Source organism: Deltaproteobacteria bacterium HGW-Deltaproteobacteria-18 (genome assembly GCA_002841885.1).
Lineage (GTDB): Bacteria > Desulfobacterota > Desulfovibrionia > Desulfovibrionales > Desulfomicrobiaceae > Desulfomicrobium.
Genome location: PHBE01000021.1, coordinates 77,175 through 98,023 on the forward strand (window position 1 = coordinate 77,175; position 20,849 = coordinate 98,023).

General features: G+C 60.4%; 18 protein-coding genes. 14 read left to right on the forward strand and 4 right to left on the reverse strand.

The features are described 5' to 3' along the window. Positions 1-6: 6 nt before the first annotated feature. From CVU60_16295 to lysA, 9 genes are all read left to right on the forward strand, one after another. Positions 7-813, forward strand: coding sequence for an amino acid ABC transporter permease (locus tag CVU60_16295; protein ID PKN40393.1), 807 nt, complete (start codon positions 7-9; stop codon positions 811-813). Beyond that, positions 800-1,540 (forward strand): glutamine ABC transporter ATP-binding protein, encoded by a 741-nt coding sequence (gene glnQ, locus CVU60_16300; protein PKN40394.1) that lies wholly within the window; start codon positions 800-802, stop codon positions 1,538-1,540. Before CVU60_16295 ends, glnQ begins: the two co-directional genes overlap by 14 nt. A gap of 2 nt (positions 1,541-1,542) precedes the next feature. After that, complete coding sequence (locus CVU60_16305) at positions 1,543-2,031, forward strand: HIT family hydrolase (GenBank protein ID PKN40395.1); 489 nt, start codon at positions 1,543-1,545, stop codon at positions 2,029-2,031. An 11-nt stretch (positions 2,032-2,042) separates the two neighbouring features. Further along, positions 2,043-2,390: a DUF1049 domain-containing protein gene (locus tag CVU60_16310; GenBank protein PKN40396.1), complete on the forward strand. Its 348-nt coding sequence runs from the start codon at positions 2,043-2,045 to the stop codon at positions 2,388-2,390. A 93-nt stretch (positions 2,391-2,483) separates the two neighbouring features. Next, the gene (locus CVU60_16315) at positions 2,484-3,500 is read left to right on the forward strand and encodes an LPS biosynthesis protein WbpP (protein PKN40397.1); all 1,017 of its coding nucleotides are present in this window, start codon (positions 2,484-2,486) and stop codon (positions 3,498-3,500) included. Between the two features lie 94 nt (positions 3,501-3,594). Next, entirely contained in the window at positions 3,595-4,689 is a 1,095-nt protein-coding gene (locus CVU60_16320) for a hypothetical protein (protein ID PKN40398.1), read from the forward strand. Continuing rightward, positions 4,686-7,304 carry a DNA mismatch repair protein MutS gene (locus CVU60_16325; protein PKN40399.1) on the forward strand — a complete coding sequence of 873 codons (2,619 nt, stop codon included), beginning with the start codon at positions 4,686-4,688 and terminating at the stop codon, positions 7,302-7,304. Before CVU60_16320 ends, CVU60_16325 begins: the two co-directional genes overlap by 4 nt. Continuing rightward, the gene (locus CVU60_16330) at positions 7,301-7,717 is read left to right on the forward strand and encodes a hypothetical protein (GenBank protein ID PKN40400.1); all 417 of its coding nucleotides are present in this window, start codon (positions 7,301-7,303) and stop codon (positions 7,715-7,717) included. The genes CVU60_16325 and CVU60_16330 overlap by 4 nt, the downstream gene beginning before the upstream one ends. A gap of 19 nt (positions 7,718-7,736) precedes the next feature. Continuing rightward, the gene (gene lysA / locus CVU60_16335) at positions 7,737-9,008 is read left to right on the forward strand and encodes a diaminopimelate decarboxylase (GenBank protein PKN40401.1); all 1,272 of its coding nucleotides are present in this window, start codon (positions 7,737-7,739) and stop codon (positions 9,006-9,008) included. Positions 9,009-9,085: 77 nt separating this feature from the next. Here the strand turns inward: lysA and CVU60_16340 are convergent, their stop codons facing one another. Together CVU60_16340 and CVU60_16345 are read right to left on the reverse strand one after the other, a co-directional pair. Then, on the reverse strand, positions 9,086-10,195 hold the full coding sequence (locus CVU60_16340; protein PKN40402.1) for a hypothetical protein: 1,110 nt from the start codon (positions 10,193-10,195) through the stop codon (positions 9,086-9,088). Next, on the reverse strand, positions 10,192-10,551 hold the full coding sequence (locus CVU60_16345) for a transcriptional regulator (GenBank protein PKN40403.1): 360 nt from the start codon (positions 10,549-10,551) through the stop codon (positions 10,192-10,194). Before CVU60_16345 ends, CVU60_16340 begins: the two co-directional genes overlap by 4 nt. A gap of 212 nt (positions 10,552-10,763) precedes the next feature. On the opposite strand from CVU60_16345, the gene CVU60_16350 reads away from it, so the two are divergent. The 3 genes from CVU60_16350 (at position 10,764) to CVU60_16360 (ending at position 13,657) form a co-directional block, all read left to right on the forward strand. Then, positions 10,764-11,783 carry a hypothetical protein gene (locus CVU60_16350; protein ID PKN40404.1) on the forward strand — a complete coding sequence of 340 codons (1,020 nt, stop codon included), beginning with the start codon at positions 10,764-10,766 and terminating at the stop codon, positions 11,781-11,783. 123 nt (positions 11,784-11,906) lie between these two features. Next, positions 11,907-12,713, forward strand: a complete 807-nt coding sequence (locus tag CVU60_16355; protein ID PKN40405.1) for an AraC family transcriptional regulator — start codon at positions 11,907-11,909, stop codon at positions 12,711-12,713. A gap of 41 nt (positions 12,714-12,754) precedes the next feature. Beyond that, the gene (locus CVU60_16360) at positions 12,755-13,657 is read left to right on the forward strand and encodes an EamA family transporter (protein ID PKN40406.1); all 903 of its coding nucleotides are present in this window, start codon (positions 12,755-12,757) and stop codon (positions 13,655-13,657) included. A gap of 217 nt (positions 13,658-13,874) precedes the next feature. Here the strand turns inward: CVU60_16360 and gltA are convergent, their stop codons facing one another. Further along, positions 13,875-15,161, reverse strand: a complete 1,287-nt coding sequence (gltA, locus tag CVU60_16365; protein ID PKN40407.1) for a citrate (Si)-synthase — start codon at positions 15,159-15,161, stop codon at positions 13,875-13,877. Between the two features lie 166 nt (positions 15,162-15,327). After that, complete coding sequence (locus CVU60_16370; GenBank protein ID PKN40408.1) at positions 15,328-18,018, reverse strand: GNAT family N-acetyltransferase; 2,691 nt, start codon at positions 18,016-18,018, stop codon at positions 15,328-15,330. 170 nt (positions 18,019-18,188) lie between these two features. On the opposite strand from CVU60_16370, the gene acs reads away from it, so the two are divergent. Further along, entirely contained in the window at positions 18,189-20,162 is a 1,974-nt protein-coding gene (gene acs / locus CVU60_16375; GenBank protein ID PKN40409.1) for an acetate--CoA ligase, read from the forward strand. Between the two features lie 116 nt (positions 20,163-20,278). Next, positions 20,279-20,848, forward strand: coding sequence for a hypothetical protein (locus tag CVU60_16380; GenBank protein ID PKN40410.1), 570 nt, complete (start codon positions 20,279-20,281; stop codon positions 20,846-20,848). The last annotated feature ends 1 nt before the right edge of the window (position 20,849 follow it).

The following is a 20,849-nucleotide window of genomic DNA, read 5'->3' on the forward strand; positions in this document are numbered from 1 at the left end:
CCAGTCATGACCCCACAATTTTCCAAAAAAGCTGTCAAGATCGACATCGGCGACGGCGCGGCCATCCCCCTGAAAAAGGACTCGGGCCTCTTCAACGCCTGGTGGCTCACATTTTTCGGCGCCATCGGCATCATCATCTATCTGTGCGTGACACAGCCCGAGCCATACTGGCGGATTCTGCAATTTCTTCCCGACGGCGTCCTGGTCACCTTCCAGGTCACGCTCCTGTCCATCATGCTGTCCCTGGTGCTCGGGCTCATAACAGGCCTTGGCCGGTTGTCCCGCAACAAGGTCCTGAACCTGATCGCCTCGACCTATGTCGAAGTCATCCGCGGAATTCCGCTTCTGGTGCAGCTCTTTTACATCTACTTCGCCCTTGGTCGCCTCGAGCTGTTCAAGGACCTTCCGCCCATGGCCGCGGCTGTGCTCGCCATGGGCATCTGTTACGGGGCATACATGGGCGAGGTGTTCCGGGCAGGCATCGACTCCATCGACAAGGGGCAGGCCGAAGCGGCCAGGTCCCTGGGTTTCAATCCTGTCCAGACCATGATGTACGTGATCCTGCCCCAGGCTTGGCGGACCATCCTGCCGCCGGTGGGCAACGAGTTCATCGCCCTTTTAAAAGACAGCTCCCTGGTTTCCATCCTGGCCGTATCGGACCTGCTGCGCCGAGGCCGGGAATTCGCCAGCGAATCATTTCTGTACTTCGAGGCGTACACCATGGTGGCCCTGGTGTATCTGGTCATCACGCTTTTCTTGTCCAAGGCCGTCAGTAAAATGGAGCAGAGGTTGAATTATTATGAACGGGACTAGGCCCATCATCGAGATCAAGAACGTCTACAAGTTCTTTGGCCAGTTGCAGGCATTAAACGACGTCAGCCTGTCCATCAATTCCGGAGAGAAGGTGGTCATCATCGGCCCCAGCGGATCTGGCAAGTCCACCCTGCTGCGTTCCATCAACCGCCTCGAAACCATCGACAGCGGTAGCATCGTGGTCGATGGCCAGGACGTCAACGCCAAGGATAACGACATCAACCAGATCCGTCAGGAGCTGGGCATGGTTTTCCAGAGTTTCAACCTCTTTCCGCACAAGACGGTGCTCGGCAACCTGACCATGGCCCCCATGAAGCTCAAGAAACTGCCGGAACTCGAGGCCAAGAAACGTGCCCTGGCCCTGCTCGACAAGGTCGGTATCCGGGAGAAGGCCGAGGTTTATCCGGCCATGCTTTCCGGCGGACAGCAGCAGCGTGTGGCCATTGCACGGGCCCTGGCCATGAACCCCAAGATCATGCTTTTCGACGAGCCGACCTCGGCCCTGGACCCGGAGATGATCGGCGAGGTTCTTGATGTAATGGTCACCCTGGCAAAAGAAGGCATGACCATGGTCGTCGTGACCCACGAGATGGGTTTTGCCCGCGAAGTGGCGGATCGGGTCATCTTCATGGATCACGGGCAGGTCGTCGAGACCGGAACTCCAGAGCATTTCTTCACCAGTCCCGAACATCCGCGCACCAAGAAGTTCCTGAGCCAGATCCTGTAGACATGAAAACACTGCACGCGCCCTGGCGCATCAACTACATTCTTGGTCCCAAGCCCGACAACTGCGTCTTCTGCCTGCCCGAATCCACGGACGGCGACGAGGAGCGGTTCGTGTTGCATCGCGCCGAGAACTGTTTCGTCATCATGAACATCTTTCCCTATTCCAGCGGGCACCTCATGGTCACCCCGTATCGTCACGTCAGCAACATCACCGCGCTCGACACGAGGGAAAGTCATGAGATCATGGACTATGTACAAAAGTGCTCTTTTATCTTAGAGCAGGCTTTCAATCCGCACGGAATAAACATCGGCGTGAACATCGGCGAGGCCGCCGGGGCCGGAATCAGGGAGCATCTCCATGTGCACCTTGTGCCACGCTGGAACGGAGATCACTCCTTCATGGCCGTCATGTCGGAAACAAGCGTTCTGCCTGAGCATCTGCGCTCGACCTACAAACGCTTGAAGCCTTTTTTCAACAACCTTCAACGGTAGAGGTGATACGGATGCGATATCTCAAAGTGCTGGGTCTGGTAGCCCTTTTCTTTTTCTCCATGCTCTTCTTTGTTCAGAACCATGAAATCCTGATTCAGGAACTGGCGCTGGAACTCAAAGTTTTCGGCTGGCACTATCAGACCGAGGCGGTGCCCTTCTACCTGATCATCCTCATGGCTTTCGTGATCGGTTCCCTGCTCTGCACGTTCTATTTCTTCCTGGAAAAAATCCGCCTGTCCAAGCAGTGCCGCCAGCACAAGAAGGAAGTGGACGCCCTGGAACGCGAAGTCGCATCCCTGCGCCCCAAAACCATGGATGACTACACCACTGCGGAATCCACTGAAAACATCCAGAACTGAAGCATCCGGAACGATCCGTCGTCCACTCTGCTGTCGTGCGTCCCAAGGATCATCCCTTTGGGACGCAATTTTTTTCCTCATACCGGATAAATCATGCATAAAAAAATACTCTCCGTCCTTGAAACCCAGCATCACTGGCTCATCACCGGCGTTGCCGGATTCATCGGCTCCAATCTGCTGGAAACCCTGCTGCGTCATGGACAGAAGGTCACGGGCCTGGACAATTTTTCCACCGGCCACAAGCACAATCTGGACGAAGTGCGCGATAGCGTGACTCCGGAGCAATGGGCCCGCTTCCGATTCATCGAAGGCGACATCCGGGACCTGAATACCTGCATGACCGCGTGCGAGGGCGTGACCTATGTCCTGCATCAGGCCGCGCTCGGCTCGGTGCCCCGCTCCATCGTCGATCCCTTGCTGACCAACGCCAACAACGTGACCGGCTTTCTGAACATGCTGGTCGCCGCCAAGGACAGCAAGGTCGCGCGCTTCGTGTATGCGGCCTCCAGCTCAACCTACGGCGACCATCCCGGCCTGCCCAAGGTCGAGGAGACCATCGGCAAGCCCCTTTCTCCTTACGCCGTGACCAAGTACGTCAATGAACTTTATGCCGAGGTGTTCCTCAAGGCCTACGGTATGGACAGCGTGGGGCTGCGCTATTTCAACGTCTTCGGAAAACGTCAGGATCCCGAGGGCGCGTATGCGGCGGTCATTCCCAAATGGTTCGCGAGCCTGCTGCGCGGCGAGACAGTGTGGATCAACGGCGACGGCGAAACGAGCCGCGACTTCTGCTTCATCGACAATTGCGTGCAGGCCAACATCCTGGCAGCATGCGCCGAAGGTCCGGAAATCGCCGGGACCGTGTTCAACGTCGCCTTCGGTCAGCGCACCACCCTTGGCGAGCTTTTCCATCTCATCCGCGACGAGGCCGCCAAGTTCATGCCGGGCTGCGCCGAAACGCTGCCTTCGCACCGGGATTTCAGGGCCGGCGATGTCCGTCACTCGCTGGCCGACATTTCCAGGAGCCGCAGGCTGCTCGGCTACGACCCTGAATACGGCGTCCGCGACGGTCTGGCGCAGGCCGGAGAGTGGTATGCGAAAAAGGGGTGATGCGTAAAACGTGATACGTGAGGCGTATACGTTGGGAGGTTTTTGATGGGCCTGTGGCCTTGATTTTCTGATTGGTTCACCTGGGAGAGTATTCATGCAATGGCTAAGGTCCCTTCTGGGGCTGCGCGACGATCACGCCGACCTCTTCTCGCCCGTTCCGCCAAATCCGGCCCAGGATGCCCTGGCCGCTATCGACGACCTGTCGCGGGCCATGCGCAACCATCATGGAGCCGTTGAGATCTGTTCGGCACTGGGCAATCTCTACCGCATGCGCGGAGAGCTTGACCGGGCCATCCAGATGCGCAGCTCCCTGCTGCAACGCGCGGACCTTGGCCGCGAGGACCAGGCCCGGATCTATTTCGAACTCGGCCGCGATTATTCCCGGGCGGGAATTCTCGATCGCGCCCAGGAGGCCTTGCGCAAATGCCGCGATATCGGCGGCGACATCCCGGCGCTGGAGCTGGAACTGGCCCTTCTGCATGCCAAGGGCGGAGATTTTCTGGCCGCCAGCCGCCAATACAGGAAAATGGGCCACGATCTGCAGGCCGCCCATTATCTGGTCCGCGCCGCCACGACCGGAACCGAGGCCGCAGACCAGGGCCTGCTGGCGGAGGCCCGGGAGATCTATCCCGCCTCACCCGAGGCCTGGCTTGAAGGGATCATGTTCCAGATCAGCCGCGAATCCTGGGACGATGTCCTCTCGCTGCTCGATCAGGGCCTGGGTTCGGTCGGCTCGCATCTGGGCTTCGTGCTGCTCGACCCTCTGCTCGACTTCGAGGATTCGGGCGCACCGGTGAAAGCCATCCTGCCTGCCGCGCATCTTGACGCCTTGCTGGCCGTCATCGACAAACATCCGCCCGAACTTGCCCCGCTGCATTACGCCGGATGCCTGCTGCGCGCCCACGGCCGCGTCGAGGAAGCCAAGACCTGGCAGGAGAAAACCCTGCTCATGAGCCCCGCCTTCTGGCCCGCCCGCCTGGAGCTTCTGACCATGTCCCTGCCGGAGCAGCAGACGACTGCCGTGTTCGAATTTCAGCTGGAGTTCCTGCTGCGCCGCGCGCGCGAGGCAAAGCGCTTTGTCTGCGGCCGTTGCGGTCTGAAGCGTGGGCAGATCTTCTTCTGCTGCCCCAAATGCATGTCCTGGCACTCCATAACCATCCGCCAGCTGCTGAGCGACGAGGCGTCATGAACACGGTCAAGGTCACGCCCATGATGGAGCAGTACCTGCGGGTCAAGGGAGAGTATCCGGGGACCCTCGTGTTCTTCCGCATGGGAGATTTTTTCGAGCTTTTTTTCGAAGACGCCGAGATCGCGGCCCGGGAGCTTCAGATCACGCTCACCAGCCGCAACCCCGGCGCGGAAAATCCCGTGCCCATGTGCGGGATGCCGCATCACGCCATCGACGAGTATCTGCGTCAGTTGCTGGACAAGGGCTACAAGGTGGCGCTGTGCGATCAGGTCGAAGATCCCAAGCAGGCCAAAGGACTGGTAAAGCGCGAAGTGACCCGGGTGCTGACCCCCGGAACCGTGGTCGAGGACATGAACCTTGATGCCAAGGGGCACAATTTTCTTGGCGCCCTGTACTGGGATGCAGATCTTGGCGGCGGTTTGGCCTGGGTCGACTTTTCCACCGGAGTCTGGTCCGGCATCCAGACCAGAAACGAGGCCATGCTCTGGCAATGGCTGGTCAAGATGAACCCGCGCGAATTGCTCCTGACCGAAACCCAGGCCCTGCCCAAGGGGCTTGAACAATGGCAGGCCAAGCTTTCGCGGTACCCGCAGAAATCCTATTTCGACGAACGCGGAGCCCGAGACAAGATCCTGCGCGCGCAAGCCGTTCCAAACCTTCAGACCCTCGATCTCGACGACAAGCCCGCCCTGGTCCGCTGTTGCGGCGCACTTCTGACCTATCTGGAGCTGACCCAGAAGCGCGACCTGAGTCACCTTTCGCCCTTCATCCCCCTGGATCTTTCATCCACCCTGCTCCTGGACGAGGTCACCGAGCGCAATCTCGAGCTTTTCAGGACCATGGACGGCCGCAAGGGGCGCGGCACCCTGTGGCAGGTCCTGGACCAGACCCAGACCCCCATGGGCGGAAGGTTGCTGGAAACCAGGATGCACCAGCCCTTCAAGGACCTAGGCAGCATCCTGCCGGTGCAGGAGCTGGTCGCCTATCTGCATGACGACGATATCGTCCGCGATGATCTGCGCCGGGCACTGGATCGGGTCTATGATCTGGAGCGGCTGTGCACCCGCATTGTCGTCAACCGCTCGACTCCCAAGGATTTTGCCGCGCTCAAGACGTCGCTGGGCGTGCTGCCGCGCCTGCATCAGGCCCTGCTTGCACTTGAGTCCCCGCCGCCACGACTTGCCGCGTTGCTGCGCGACTGGGAAAACCTGGACGACGTGCATGGTCTGCTGACCCGCGCGCTGGCCGATTCCCTGCCGCCGGTCATCACCGAAGGCGGACTCTTCCGGCCGGGCTTTGATGCGGAACTCGACGAGCTCATGGACCTGACCGACCACGGGGAGGCGGCGCTCGCAAGCATGCTTGAACGCGAGCGGACGGCCTGCGACATACCCAAGCTCAAGCTCGGGTACACCAAGGTTTTCGGCTACTATTTCGAACTGAGCCGGGCAGTTGTGGCCGAACCGCCAGCCCATTTCATCCGCCGTCAGACCCTGGTCAACGCCGAACGCTACATCACCGAGGAGCTCAAACTCCTCGAGGAGAAACTCCTGAGCGCCTCTGACCGGCGCAAGACCAGAGAATACCAGCTTTTTCTCGCCCTGCGCGAGGAAGTGGCCGGGCATCGCGCCCGTTTCATGCAAATGGCCGGAATCCTGGCCGAACTCGATTTCGCCCAGGGGCTCGCCCATGCCGCACGCAAATGGGAATGGAGCAGGCCCGAACTGCACGATGGGCTCGAGATCGCCATCAAGGGCGGACGCCATCCCGTGGTCGAAGCTGTGCAGGGCCGCTCGGGCTACATTCCCAACGACCTGACCCTGGACGACGCGGGTCGGGTGCTGCTCATCACCGGCCCGAACATGGCCGGCAAATCGACGGTGCTCAGGCAAGTGGCGCTCATCTGCATCCTGGCCCAGATGGGCGGATTCGTTCCCGCCTCCAGGGCCCGCCTTGGTCTTTGCGACCGCATTTTTTCACGGGTTGGCGCATCGGACAACCTCGCCATGGGCCAGTCTACCTTCATGGTCGAGATGACGGAGACGGCGCGCATCCTGCGTCAGGCGGGCAAGCGCTCCCTGGTCATCCTGGACGAGATCGGGCGGGGCACGAGCACCTTCGACGGCCTCTCCCTGGCCTGGGCCGTGGCCGAGGAGCTGGCCCGGCGTCAGGGCGGAATCCGCACCCTTTTCGCGACGCATTACCACGAGCTGACGGTCCTTGAGGAACGCTTGCCCGGGGTTCGCAATTACAATATCGCCATCAAGGAATGGAAGGGCGACATCGTCTTTTTGCGCCGCATGGTTCCAGGACCCGCAGACCGCAGCTATGGAATCGAAGTCGCCCGGCTGGCAGGAGTCCCGGCCTCGGTCGTGACCAGGGCCAAGGAAATCCTGGCGGTACTGGAACGGCACGCTCCCGGCGGCGCCAAGCGCAACGACTTCATCAGCCGGCAGGTTTCGCTGCCCGGCCTGACCAAGACGCCGGTCTCACAAAAACAGCCCGAGGAACACGAGGTTCTTCAGGCCCTGAAAAAACTCAACGTCAACGAGCTTTCCCCCCTGGACGCACTCACCCTGCTCCACCAGTGGAAAGCGATGGCAGGACTGTCATGAAACGCACTCTTTTCCTGTTTCTTGTTCTCGTGCTCGCCGCCTGCGGCAAAAAGGAATGGCCTCAGCCCATCGTCAGTGAGGAGATGATCCAGATCAACCACATGGAGGCCCGCATGGAAGAGGGCTGCTTGCTGATCAATGCCAAGCTGGGCGGCAGGCTGGTCAACCTCGAATTTTTCATGGTCGAGATAGAACAGGATGGCTGCCCCACCTGCCCGTTCACTCCGTCCTTCGTGCGCAAGTACTACCCCTTCAGTTCCGGGGTGTACCGCCAGGAAAACAGCTACATTTTCACCATCTGCGAGCCCCTGCCGGGCCAGACACTGCGCATCCGTCTCAAGGCGGACAACACGCACCAGATCATAGAGCCGGCGTTTTCCGAAATCATCACCCTGACCCCATCCGCCCCCTAATTCCCAAAGGAGATCAAGCATGCATTATTTCCAATACAAGAATGGTCAACTTCACGCCGAGGACATTGCCGTGGCCGATCTGGTCCATGAATACGGCACCCCGCTTTACATCTATTCCGCGACGACCCTGAAGCGCCACTACAAGGCCTTCGATTCCGCCTTCGAGGGCATCGATCATCTGACCTGCTACTCGGTCAAGGCCAACTCCAACCTGAGCTTTCTCAAGATTCTGGCCCAGGAAGGCGCGGGTACGGACATCGTCTCCGGGGGCGAACTTTTCCGTGCGCTCAGGGCAGGGGTGGATCCGAAGAAGATCGTCTATTCAGGTGTGGGCAAAAAGACCGTCGAGATCCAGGAAGCCCTCTTCGCCGACATCCTCATGTTCAATGTCGAATCCGTGCAGGAGCTCGAGCGCATCAACGAAGTGGCCGGGGGGCTGGGCAAGGTGGCGCGCATCAGCCTGCGCATCAATCCCGACGTGGACCCCAAGACCCACCCCTACGTCTCCACCGGCCTCAAGGAAAACAAGTTCGGCCTGTCCCGTCCCGACGCCCTGAAAGCCTACGCCCTGGCCAAGAGCCTGCCCAACGTCGAGCCCGTCGGCATGGATTGCCACATAGGCTCCCAGCTGACCCAGCTTTCCCCCTTCATGGAGGCGCTGGATAAGCTCAAGGAATTTCACGGCCAGTTGCTTGAGATGGACATCAGGATCAAATACATGGATCTGGGCGGAGGCCTCGGCATCACGTACAACGAGGAAGTACCGCCGCATCCCGAGGAGCTTGGCAAGGCCCTGGTCGAATCCCTCAAGGAACTGGATGTCACACTCATTCTTGAGCCCGGCCGTGTCATCGCCGGAAACACCGGCATCCTGGTGACCGAAGTGCAGTATACCAAGACCAACGAGGACAAGACTTTCGTCATCGTCGACGCGGCCATGAACGACCTTGTTCGTCCTTCCCTTTATGGTTCCTACCATCGCATCGCCTCGGTGCGTGAAGGAAACGGCGAGGAAATGACCGCCGACGTGGTCGGCCCCATCTGCGAATCCGGCGATTTTCTGGCCAAGAACCGTACCTTCCCCAAGGTTGCCCAAGGCGACCTGCTGGCCGCCTTCTCGGCCGGAGCCTACGGATTTGTCATGTCCTCACAGTACAATTCCAGAGCCCGCGCCGCCGAGATCATGGTCGAAGGCGACAAGCACGTGGTTGTCCGCAAGCGCGAGGTCTACAACGATCTCGTGGCGCTGGAGGAAGATGGACTGGCGTGCATCGGACGATTGAAGAAGTAGCCTGAAGAGGGACACAAAAAATCCCCCCGGCCGCTTTATGCAGCCGGGGGGATTTTTTGTGCGGAACAAGGAACAAATCACCTGCGTAGCCCCAATTTCCGCAGCGCCAGCAGCACCACCGAACGCCCAAGCACCGCCACCATGATCAGAGCGGCCAAGATGGAGAGCAGGCTCCTCTCCTCGGGCCCGGAGTCCCCGAGCCAGGCGTGCACTTCGAAGCCGAGCCAGAGGTAGAGGGCATCGGCGGCCATGGCGCAGACAAGAGTGGCGGCAATGATGGACCCCACGTAGATGAAAGCGGACTTTTTACCCAGCAGCCTGCCGACCATGACCATGGTGGCCGCATTGGTGGCCGGTCCGGCAAGCAGAAAGACCAGCAGCGCTCCGGGCGAAAAGCCTTTGAGGGCCAGGGCCGCCGCGATGGGTGTGCTGGCTGTGGCGCAGACATACATGGGCAGGGCCACGACCAGCATGGCCAGCATGGCGGTCAGCCCTCCACCCGGCAACATGCGGCCCAGGTCATCGGGCAGGTAGATGGTGATGGCCCCCGCCAGCAGAATGCCCAGGGCGAACCAGGGCGCAATATCCGCCAGCAGATCATCAAAAGCGAAGCGCTGGCCTTCCGCAAAACGACTGAAACGAGACTGCACGACCGGACCGCTGCCGCAGGAACAGCAGCCGGAAGCGCAGCCCGGCGCGGCGGCCACGGGTTGCAGGGACGGCCCCGGTTGTAACTCCTCGACCGCGTGTTGCCGGCCGTGATCATTGGAAACTATGTCCGGCTCCTTGTCCGCAGCGTCGATAAGCATGCCCGTCACCATGGCCGTCAGGAAGGCCGATACGGGACGCAGCAAGGTCATGAGCGGATCAAGGAGCGCCCAGCTCACGGCAATGGAGTCCACGCCGGTCTCTGGTGTGGAGATAAGAAAAGAGGCCGTGGCCCCCTTGCCGGCGCCCTGTCGTCGCAGCCCCGCCGCAGCCGGAATGACGCCGCAGCTGCACAGGGGCAGTGGAATTCCGAAAAGCGCAGCCTTGAAGATGTTTCCGGACTGATTTTTGCCAAGATGTTGCGCCACCAGATCGGACGGGACAAAGGCGCGCAACAGCCCGGCCATGAAAAAGCCAAACAGCATCCAGAGCGACGAATCTACCAGGATGTCCCAGCACGCTTGCAGAAATACGTTCATTCCCCGCACCTCTGCCGACAGTGATCAAGAGCCATGTCCATGAGCTTTTCCACGTGTCCGTCGTGGATCGTGTAAAAAATCACCTTGCCCGCCCGCCTGCCGCGCACCAGCCTGGCCGTGCGCAAAAGCCGCAGCTGATGTGACACGGCCGAAATGGTCATCTTGAGCACCGCCGCCAGATCGCATACGCACAGCTCGCCAAGACGCAAGGCGTCCATGATCTTGAGCCGCGTCGGATCGGAAATGACGCCCAGAAGCGCGGCGGCTTCTTCCAAAACGCCATCGTCAGTTCTGCCAAGCAACGCTCGGTTCACGTTTTCTTCATGGATACAGGAGACTTCGCACACATCCTTCATATTCACTCCCTCTTGCCGGCCGCATTGACGTCGCCAGTAAATAACATTTGAACAGTTGCTCAACTATTAATTTAAAACGCACAGGTCAAGAGTTTCGTCGTCCAGATTCCTCTTTCAAGGCGGGAGCCTTTTCCGTAAGGTCTGCCCCGACGATGATCCGGCTTGCGTCCGGAACCTAACTGGCAACATTTTTTCATCCTACACGAGCGCAGATGAACTATTCTGGACCGGATCAGTCCGCTAAGCCCCTCGACACGAAGGCCCTGGTGCATGTCTTTGAGCAGCTTTGGCAACACTCCAGCGATCCTTTCTGGATCTGCATGCCCGTTGGCGAAGACTACGAATTGCTGGTGGCCAACGATGCCGCCCTACGCCTTGACTCAAGACAGATCGCCGGAAATACGGTTCGCGCCATCGTCGGCTACGGTCCCGATGGCGATAAGCTCATTTCCGGCTATCACGAATGCATGGTCTCGGGCGAAGCCGTGACCTTCGAACAGCGCCCTGTCCTGCGCGGCAGCGAGAGGCTGTTTGAAACACTGCTCGTGCCGGTGAAGAACGACGCAGGCGCCATCACCCACATTTGGGGCATGGCGCGGGATCTGACGCGTTTCTTGGTCTCCCAGAACGCCCTTTTGCAACTGAACGAACAACTCGAAGCCAAGATTCTGAGGCGCACCAGTGAGCTGGAGGAGGCCAACAAGAGACTGGCCGAACTGTCGATGACCGACGGACTGACCGGCATCGCCAACCGCCGCAAGTTCGATGCGGCCATCGTCGAGGAATGGAGCCGTGCGGTACGAGCGGGATCGACTCTTTCGCTCATCATGCTCGATATCGATCATTTCAAGAAATACAATGACCTTTACGGACACCAGCAGGGTGACGACTGTCTCAGGCGCGTGGCGGATGTGTTGCGGGCTGGCGCCCGTCGTCTGGGAGATCTTGCGGCCCGCTACGGGGGCGAGGAATTTTGCATGATTCTGCCCGATACCGCCTTGGAAGGGGCATTTGAAATCGCCGAACGATTGCGGCGTGAAGTTGAGGAATTGATGATGCCGCACGTGCAGTCCGATTTTGGCAGGGTCACGGTCAGCCTGGGGGTGGCGGCGAGCACGCCGGGCAAGGACCTGGGGCCAGCCGAACTGCTGCGACTGGCCGACGAATCCCTGTATCTGGCCAAGTCCGAGGGACGAAATTGCGTCCGGGGCATTTCCCCCTGGGTTATTTGAAATTTTTTGTCAGGGGGGGACAGCTTTACGAGCACTCACGCATGATTTAGGGCGTGAAAAATACGGGAGAAAGCGCAATTTTTTCCAAGACGCCCTCCCCCTCTCTGGTCTATCAGCTTACCCATGTCCTGCCCGTCCATCAATTTCATTCATGTTCAGCCCGGTCTTGAAATGAGCCAGGTAGCGCGCAGCAGCCATGTCTTTCCCCGCCATTTCCATGACGACCTCTACGCCATCGGACTCATGCATCAGGGAGCAAGCTACTGCCTCGGCCCATCGCATTCCGAGGCCACCGTGCGGCAGGGACAGGCATGTCTGATCAATCCCGGGCAGGTTCACTCCGGCGTGCCGATTTCGGATGACACCATATCCTACACCATGTTCTACCTGCGTGCGGATCTGGTGCGAAGCATGGCCGATGACATGAGTCGCCGGCCCGAAGCGCCGCCCGAATTCACGACCCTGATCTGCGACCGGCAGGATCTTGTCATGTCCCTGCACGGACTGGCGCAGAATCTGACCGCGAGCAACGGACTGGCCCGGGAATCGGCGCTGGTCAGAACCCTGGGGGACATCCTGGGCGCGCACTGCGGGGTAAAAAGCAAATCCCCGGCGCTTCCCCTGCTCGTCCGGCATGCCAAGGAGATGCTGCGCTCAAATCTGGAGCAAAAAATAACCTTACGGGACATGGCGGCCTTGCTCGGGGTGAGCCAGTATCACCTGCTGCGAACCTTCAAGCGCCAGACCGGGATTCCTCCCCATGTCTTCCGCACCCAGCAGCGCGTGGAACGGGCCAGGTCCCTGATCCGGCAAGGCATGGTCCTGTCCGAAGTGGCCCAGGCCACGGGCTTTGCCGATCAATCCCATTTCAGCAACACGTTCAAGCTCTACACCGGAGCCACGCCGGGGCAGTACGCGCTTATGCCCTGAAGCACTTCGGCCCGCGCATCTTCACATACTCAGGAGCCTGCATGAAATCCGAATCCCTTTCCCTCACCACCGCAAGCCCCATCGCCCTGCTGCCTCGTCTGGCCGTGCTTGGCGCGGTGGTGCTGTGGGGCGCATCCTTTTCGACCATGCGCATTGCCCTGCAGGACCTGCATCCCCTGAGCGTGATGTGGCTGCGCATGATCATCGCCCTTGCGTGCATCCTGCCGCTGTACCGGACCGTGAGCCTGTCCGCGTACCGCAAGGGCGACTGGAAGCTGCTCCTGGCCGCCGTCGTATTTCAGCCCTGCCTCTATTTCTGGCTCGAATCCGCGGCCCTGGGCCTGACCAGTTCGGCCCAGGCCGGAATCATCTCCGCCTCCGTCCCCCTGCTCGTCGCCGTGGCCGCCTGGATGATCCTCAAGGAACCCCTGAGCACGCGCGTCGTCGGTGGCCTGCTTCTTTCCGTGGCCGGCGTTGCGGTCCTGACCCTCGGAGGGCAGGCCACCTTGTCCGCCCCTTCACCGCTGTTGGGCAACAGCATGGAATTTTTGGCCATGGTCTGCGCGGCCGCGAACATGATCATCATCCGCATTCTGGGCAGGCGCTATGACGCCTGGACGCTGACGGTCATGCAGGTCGTCACGGGCTGCCTCTTCTTTTCACCGGGCATCGTTCACCTGATGGATGTGCCGGCAGGCACCTTCGACCTGCCGCTGATCCTGATCCTCGTCTTCCTCGGCGCAGGCGTGACACTGGGTGCGTTCTCCCTCTACAATTGGGCCATCACCCGCATGCCCGCGAGCACGGCCTCGGCGCACATCAATCTCATCCCCGTGGTCGCGGTGGGCTGCGGATTCGCCTTCCTGGGCGAAACCATGAACCCGCTGCAAATGGCCGCCGCCTGCGTGGTCCTCTTTTCGGTCCTCATGACCCAGAAATCGTAGGGGCGGCCCTGCGTGGCCGCCCTCTTGACACGCAATGTAATCGCCAGACGCAAGAAACGAAAAAAGGGCAGGCACAGGGGCCTGCCCCTACGATTGGGCGGTATGATAACGCATTTGTTCAACGGAGCATATTGTACCGTGGTGGGCGGTGTGGCAACGCATCGTTCAACGGACCACACCTTTCCGTAGGGGCGGCCCCCCGTGGCCGCCCTCTTGATCAGCGATCCTTCATCGGTATGTAGTCCCGAATGTTCGGCCCCACGTAAATCTGGCGGGGGCGGTGGATGCGGGTGTTCTCCTCCAGATGCTGTTCGTGCCAGTGCGCGATCCAGCCCGGAAGGCGTCCGATGGCGAACATGACCGGGAACATGTTCACAGGGATGTTCAGGGCGCGCAGGATCAGCCCGGAATAGAAGTCCACGTTGGGATAGAGCTTGCGCGAGACGAAATAATCGTCATGCAGCGCGATCTCTTCAAGCTCCTGGGCAATGTCCAGGAACGGATCATTGACCTGCAGGGAGGCCAGCAGGTTGGTTGCGCATTCCTTGAGAACCTTGGCCCGGGGATCAAAGTTCTTGTAGACCCGGTGCCCAAAGCCCATGAGCCTGTATTCCTTGCGCTTGACCTTCTCGATGCACTCCTTGACCGTGAGATCCCCGTCGCGGATGTTTTCGAGCATTTGCACAACGGCGGAGTTGGCCCCTCCGTGCAACCGGCCCCACAGGGCGCAGATCCCGGCCGAAACCGAGGCAAAGAGATTGGCCTCGCTCGAACCGACCATGCGTACCGTGGAGCAGGAGCAGTTCTGCTCGTGATCGGCGTGCACCAGCAGGAACTGCGTCAGGGCCTTCTGGGCTTCCGGGGTGGGAACGTGCTCCTTGTAGGGCACGGAAAACATCATGTGCAGAAAGTTTTCGCAGTAGGAGCGGCTGGGGTCCGGATAGATGATGGGCAGCCCTGCGGACTTGCGATAACTGAAAGCCGCAATGGTGCGCACTTTGCTGACAAGCTTTGCCACGGCCTTGCGAAACTCCGCTTCGGTCTGGATGTCCAGCAGATCGGGATTGTAGGCTCCAAGCGAATTGATGACCGCCGAAAGGATGGCCATGGGATGCCCGTTGGGCGGAAAACCTTCGAAGTGGTGCATGAGATCCTCATGCAGCAGGGCCGTATCACCGAGCATGGTGCGAAATGCGGCCCGTTCCTCGCGGGTCGGCAGTTCGCCGAAAACGAGGAGCATGACCGTCTCCACGAAAGAGCTCTGCCGTGCCAGCTGCTCGATGGGGTAACCGCGATAGCGCAGAATTCCCCTTTCTCCATCCACGAAGCTTATGGCACTGTAACACGATCCGGTATTGGCATAGCCCTGGTCCAGGGTGATGACCCCCGCCAGGCTGCGCAGACAGCTCACATCCAACGCGACTTCGCCCTCGGTGCCGCGCACTATGGGCAGCTCGTAGGACTTGCCGTCGATGGTCAGTGTGGCCGTATCTATATTTTGCATGAATCCTCCTGCAATCTTTCCCCTCGCCAGGAAAAAGACCGGTCTTGAACACGTTCCGAGCCTGTCGCCGCTCACGCGGGGACAGGCTCGGTCTCGCGAAGTAATCTTTTAACGGAAATCGATTGGATTATCCAGATGTCTCGGGGTACTGAAAAAAAACGGAAAATCAGCGGTCGGGCTCCCACTCCCAGAGAGGCAGGCGCATTTCGACCAGCTCTTCCTCGTAGTTGTGGGACACTTTCAGGCCAAACCGCTTGGCAAGGCCGATCATGCCCTTGTTGCGCGGCATGGTCTGGCCTTCGAGGTAGCGGGTTCCCCGCCCCTTGCAATAGCGGATCATCTTTTCGAACAGCACGGAGCCAAGGCCCGTTCCCTTCATGTCCGCGCTGATGATTATGGCGAATTCGGCGGCCGAATTATCCGGCTTGGTGGACGTGCGCACCACGCCAAGCGTCCGTGGCTCTCCATCGACATTCTGCGTAGCGATGAAGGCCATCTCACGGTCGTAGTCGATCTGGGTGAACTTTGGCATGTCGCTCAGGACAAAATTCTGGACCAGACCAAAAAAACGCAGGCGCAGGTCTTCCTCGGGCAGCTTGTGTATGAAGTCGAGGTGGGCCTGGGCGTCCTCGGGGCGGATGGGTCGCAGCAGGATCTGCTCGCCGTTCTTGAGGCGCACGCACTCTTCAAGCTCGCGGGGATACGGGCGGATAGCGAGCCTCTCTGGGCCCGAGACCAGCGCGGGCTGAATCCAGATGCGGGCTCCGAGGGCCAGCACTCCAAGATCGTCGGCAAAGATCGGGTTCATTTCGAGAGTCACGATCTGGGGCAGGTCGATGACCATCTGGCTGATCTGGATCAGGGCCAGGCAGATGTCGTCGATGTCTGCCGCGGCCTGCCGCCGGGAGCCCTGCAGAAGCTTGTAGATGCGGGTGCGGGAGATGAGCTCCTTGGCCAGTCCCATGTTCAGGGGCGGCAGGGTCACGGAGTGGTCGTTGATGACCGGCGCGGAAACGCCGCCGTGACCGAAGCGCAGCACCGGTCCGAAGATCTTGTCCGTGAAGACGGAAATGAACAGCTCGTGCGCCCCGGGTCTGCGCCCCATCTTCTGGACGGTGAAGCCCTCGATGTAGGCGTTGGGAACCTGGGCATGGACGCGCGCGGACATGTTGGCCGCCGCTTCGAAAACCAGATCCGGAGTGGTCAGGTCGAGGGCGATGCCGCCGATGTCGAAGGGCTGGCTGATCTGGGGCGAGCGGATCTTGAGCGCCACCGGAAAGCCGATCTCGGATGCCGCCTCCACGGCCTGCATGGCCGACTTGCAGATCTTGGTCTCGACCACCGGCACGCCGTATGCCGCCAGAACCTGGCGCGATTCGTCCTCGGTGAGATGGTTGCGGCCTTCTTCGAGGGCGTCCTTGATGATCTTCAGGGCGTGTTCCGTGTCCGGGAAAAAGTCCGCAGGCAACGAATCCGGGGTCTGCATCAGGATTTTTTGCGTGCGCTTGTAACGCAGCATGTGCAGGTAGGCCATGATGGCCTTGCCCGGACGGTCAAAGACCGGAATGGACGCTTCCTCGAAGACGTCCTTGGTGTCGCGCACCGTCTCTTCGCCCAGCCAGTTGGCGAGCACCAGGCAGCGGCTGGTCTTGGCGACCTGGGTCACGGCCTGGGCGATTTCGAGGCTTGACGTACCCTGAAACGGGACATGCAGAATGAGCACGCAGCCCACATCCGTCGCCCGGACCAGAACGCTGAGGACCCGGGCATAGGTATCGGGAGTGGCGTTGTAGGGCAGGGTCACGGGATTGTCCGAGCAGCGCTCCTGGCCCAGGATCTCCTCCAGCTTGAGCTGGGTCTCCTCGGTGATGGCGGCCAGCTCTCCCCCGCCGTTGATCAGGGTGTCGGCGGCCAGCAGCCCGATGCTCTGGCCGTTGGTCATGATGGCCAGACCGTTGCCGCGCAGTGGCTTGTAGTTGGCCAGGGTGCGCGCGCCCTCGAACAGGGAGTCGATGTCATCCACGCGAACCATGCCGGCGCGGCGGAAGGCGGCGTCGTAGATCTGGTCCTGATCCATCTCCGTAAGCTCGCTGGCGGCGTCGCGCAGATCGCAGGGCAGACGGCGCGGCCGGATGACCAGGATGGGCTTGTTGCGTGCGCTGGCGCGGGTCGCGGACATGAAGCGTCGCGCGTCCTGGATGTTTTCAACATATAAAAGGATGGCCTTGGTGGCCGGATCGGAACCCAGATAGTCGAGCACGCTGCTGAAATCCACGTCCAGCTGGCGGCCCAGGGAGATGCAGTGGGAAAAGCCGACGTTGTTGGTCTTGGCCCAGTCCAGAACCGATTCGAAAAGACTGTCGGACTGGGTCACGAAGGCGATGCGGCCTTCCTTGGCTCCCACCCGGGACAGACTCGCATTGACCCCGCTCGCAGGGACGATCATGCCCAGACTGCCCGGCCCGAGCACGCGAAGGTCTTTCTCGCGCAGCACCTTGCGGATCTTTTCGTCCATTTGGGCTCGCTCTTTGGCTTCGAGCAAGGCATAACCAGGGTCCATGATCACGGCTACATGGGTGCCGTTATCGGCCAGCTCAACAAGACGATCGGGTATCTCTTGCGCGGGGGAACAGATGATGGCCATGTCCGGGGTCAGCGGCAGTGAAGCCACGTCCACATAGGACAGGACGCCGAAAATGGCCTCCTGAGCTCCGGAAACAGGCAGCACTGGTCCGAGGAACTTGCCGGACATGAGGTTTCGCATCAGGATCGCGCTGACTGAATTCGGATCGCGGGAAGCACCGATGATGGCCAGGGAATTGGGCTTGAACAACAGATCCAGGTGTTTGACGCTCATCGTCCGAAAAGCTCCGTTTACCGACATGAAGGTGGTGGCGTTTCCGTTAACCGCCAATATCAACCATTTACCAGAAAAGGGGGGAAAACAAAATTCATTTCTTCTACATCCTATTGCCAGATCAAGTCCTTCAAGGACACCGCCTATCCAACAGCAAAGGAGGAACCACCATGACACCTGACAATATCCAGAGCCTGCAGCACGAACAGCGCCTCTTTACCCCGCCCGCCGCCAAGCGCGCCCATATTCCCGACATGGCGACATACGAGGAGCACTATCGCCGCGCCGATCAGGACCCCGAGGGCTACTGGGCCGACCGCGCCAAGGAGCTGCTCAGCTGGAGCAAGCCTTGGGACAAGGTCATGGACTGTGATTTGAACATCCCCAAAATCAACTGGTTCGTGAACGGCCAACTCAACGTCAGCTACAACTGCCTCGACCGGCACGTCGAGAACGGCCTGGGCGAAAAGACCGCCATCATCTGGCAGGGCGAGCCCGAGGAAGATGTCCGTCACATTTCCTACCGCGAGCTCCTTGGCGACGTCATCCGCTTCGCCAACATCCTCAAAAAACTCGGAGTCGGACGCGGCGACCGCGTGGCCCTCTACATGCCCATGGTTCCGGAGCTGGCCGTAGCCATGCTGGCCTGCACGCGCATCGGCGCCACCCACTCCATCGTCTTTGCGGGGTTCTCGGCCGCGAGCCTCATGAACCGCATCCAGGATTGCGATGCCAAGGTGCTGGTCACCGCCGACGCCGTGCTTCGCGCCGGAAAGAAGATTCCCCTGAAGGGCAATGTCGACGACGCCCTGGTCGACTGCCCCACCGTGACCAGTTGCATTGTCTTAAAAAGGGCCGGCATCGACATCAACATGGTCGAGGGCCGGGATCTCTGGTGGCACGACGTGGTGGCCGATCCGAATATCGCCCCGACCTGCCCATGCGAACCCATGGACTCCGAAGACCTGCTCTTCATTCTCTACACCAGCGGCTCCACTGGCAAGCCCAAAGGCGTCATGCACACCACGGGCGGCTATCTGACCTACGCGGCCCACTCGACGCAGTTGGTCTTCAACCTGCATGACGACGACATTCATTTCTGCACGGCGGACATCGGCTGGATCACCGGGCATACCTACATCGTGTATGGCCCCCTGGCGCTGGGCGTGACCTCGGTCATGTTCGAAGGCGTGCCGTCCTATCCCGATCCGTCGCGCTTCTGGCATCTGGTCGAGAAATTCAGGATCACCTCCTTCTACACGGCCCCCACGGCCATCCGGGCGCTCATGCGTGACGGATCGGAATGGACCACGAAGAACGACCTCTCCTCGCTGCGGGTGCTGGGCAGCGTCGGCGAGCCCATCAACCCCGAGGCCTGGATGTGGTACCATGAGAACATCGGCAAATCCAAGCTGCCCGTGGTCGACACCTGGTGGCAGACGGAAACAGGCGGCATCCTCATCTCCGCCCTGCCCTTCGCCACGCCTTTGAAACCCGGTTCCGCCACCCGCCCCCTGCCAGGCGTGCACGCCCGCATCGTGGATGCCGAAGGCAATCCGACCGCTGCCAACGAAGGCGGGCACCTGGTCATAGAGCGCCCCTGGCCGGGCATGTTGCGCGGGGTGTTCGGCGATCCCGAACGCTTCAAGCAGCAGTATTTCGACCGCTTTCCGGGCCGCTACGAGGCCGGTGACGGCGCCCGCCAGGACGAGGACGGCTATTTCTGGATCATGGGCCGCCTCGACGACGTCATCAACGTTTCCGGGCACCGTCTGGGTACGGCCGAGATCGAGTCCGCCCTGGTCTCCCATCCGGCGGTGGCCGAGGCCGCCGTGGTTGGCATGCCTCACGAGATCAAGGGACAGGCCATCTATGCCTATGTAACCCTGCGCGCCGACGCGGACGAGTCCGACGAACTCATCAAGGCCCTGCGCAACCACGTGCGCAAGGAGATCGGGCCGCTTGCCTCTCCCGAAGTCATCCAGTTCACCGTGGGGCTGCCCAAGACCCGCAGCGGAAAGATCATGCGCCGCGTGCTGCGCAAGATCACCACGGGTTCCACGGCTCTGGAAGACTTCGGCGACACTTCGACCCTGGCCGATCCTTCCGTCATTCAAGACCTGATAGCCGGACGCCATAACTAACCCCAGGCCCTGGCTATACCTCCCTCCCGGGCGTGTTCTTTTTGAGCACGCCCTTTTTCTTGACCTGTGCACAAAAGTAAGTAAATACATACTCACATAAGTAAGGAGAACCACCCATGTCACGACCAGTCATGAAGCGCGAGACCATAGAAGAATCCGCCATCCGCCTCTTTGCCACCAAAGGGCTGGCCCGAACCACCATTAAAGACATCGCGGGCGAGGCAGGAGTCACCGAGGGCGCCCTGTACCGCTACTATTCCGGCAAGGAAGAGATGGCCTGGAAGCTCTTCAACCGCGAACTGGACCAGTTCACCCATCTGGTCTCCGAAGTTCTCTTCGACGAACGCATGCAGTTCGATCTGCGGCTTGGGCTCGCGATCCAGACCATATACGACTATTACATATATAATGCCGACCAGTTCGCCTTCATCCTGCTGACCCAGCATGGCTTTCCCGAGGACAAACTCCTGAGCCGCGAGACCGAGCCCATGGCCATGGCCGAACGTTTCGTCGGCCAGGCGGTGGGAGCTGGCGACATTCCCCCCTGCGATGCCGACCTGCATGCGGGACTGCTCATGGGCGCCATCATGCAGCCCCTTGTTCTGCACCGTTACAAAAAGCTTGCACTGAATGCCGATACGCCCGCGCTGGTCACCGCCTCCTGCCTGCGCATGCTGGGGCTGTGAC

Excerpts from the sequence above, each read along its gene's own strand:
- CVU60_16305 (PKN40395.1), top strand. The coding sequence starts at position 1,543 with ATGAAAACACTGCACGCGCCCTGGCGCATCAACTACATTCTTGGTCCC.
- CVU60_16315 (PKN40397.1), top strand. The coding sequence starts at position 2,484 with ATGCATAAAAAAATACTCTCCGTCCTTGAAACCCAGCATCACTGGCTC.
- CVU60_16370 (PKN40408.1), bottom strand. The coding sequence starts at position 18,018 with ATGAGCGTCAAACACCTGGATCTGTTGTTCAAGCCCAATTCCCTGGCC.
- CVU60_16310 (PKN40396.1), top strand. The coding sequence starts at position 2,043 with ATGCGATATCTCAAAGTGCTGGGTCTGGTAGCCCTTTTCTTTTTCTCC.
- CVU60_16340 (PKN40402.1), bottom strand. The coding sequence starts at position 10,195 with ATGAACGTATTTCTGCAAGCGTGCTGGGACATCCTGGTAGATTCGTCG.
- glnQ (PKN40394.1), top strand. The coding sequence starts at position 800 with ATGAACGGGACTAGGCCCATCATCGAGATCAAGAACGTCTACAAGTTC.
- CVU60_16320 (PKN40398.1), top strand. The coding sequence starts at position 3,595 with ATGCAATGGCTAAGGTCCCTTCTGGGGCTGCGCGACGATCACGCCGAC.
- CVU60_16350 (PKN40404.1), top strand. The coding sequence starts at position 10,764 with ATGAACTATTCTGGACCGGATCAGTCCGCTAAGCCCCTCGACACGAAG.
- CVU60_16345 (PKN40403.1), bottom strand. The coding sequence starts at position 10,551 with ATGAAGGATGTGTGCGAAGTCTCCTGTATCCATGAAGAAAACGTGAAC.
- CVU60_16325 (PKN40399.1), top strand. The coding sequence starts at position 4,686 with ATGAACACGGTCAAGGTCACGCCCATGATGGAGCAGTACCTGCGGGTC.
- CVU60_16360 (PKN40406.1), top strand. The coding sequence starts at position 12,755 with ATGAAATCCGAATCCCTTTCCCTCACCACCGCAAGCCCCATCGCCCTG.
- gltA (PKN40407.1), bottom strand. The coding sequence starts at position 15,161 with ATGCAAAATATAGATACGGCCACACTGACCATCGACGGCAAGTCCTAC.
- CVU60_16330 (PKN40400.1), top strand. The coding sequence starts at position 7,301 with ATGAAACGCACTCTTTTCCTGTTTCTTGTTCTCGTGCTCGCCGCCTGC.
- CVU60_16355 (PKN40405.1), top strand. The coding sequence starts at position 11,907 with ATGTCCTGCCCGTCCATCAATTTCATTCATGTTCAGCCCGGTCTTGAA.
- acs (PKN40409.1), top strand. The coding sequence starts at position 18,189 with ATGACACCTGACAATATCCAGAGCCTGCAGCACGAACAGCGCCTCTTT.
- lysA (PKN40401.1), top strand. The coding sequence starts at position 7,737 with ATGCATTATTTCCAATACAAGAATGGTCAACTTCACGCCGAGGACATT.
- CVU60_16380 (PKN40410.1), top strand. The coding sequence starts at position 20,279 with ATGTCACGACCAGTCATGAAGCGCGAGACCATAGAAGAATCCGCCATC.
- CVU60_16295 (PKN40393.1), top strand. The coding sequence starts at position 7 with ATGACCCCACAATTTTCCAAAAAAGCTGTCAAGATCGACATCGGCGAC.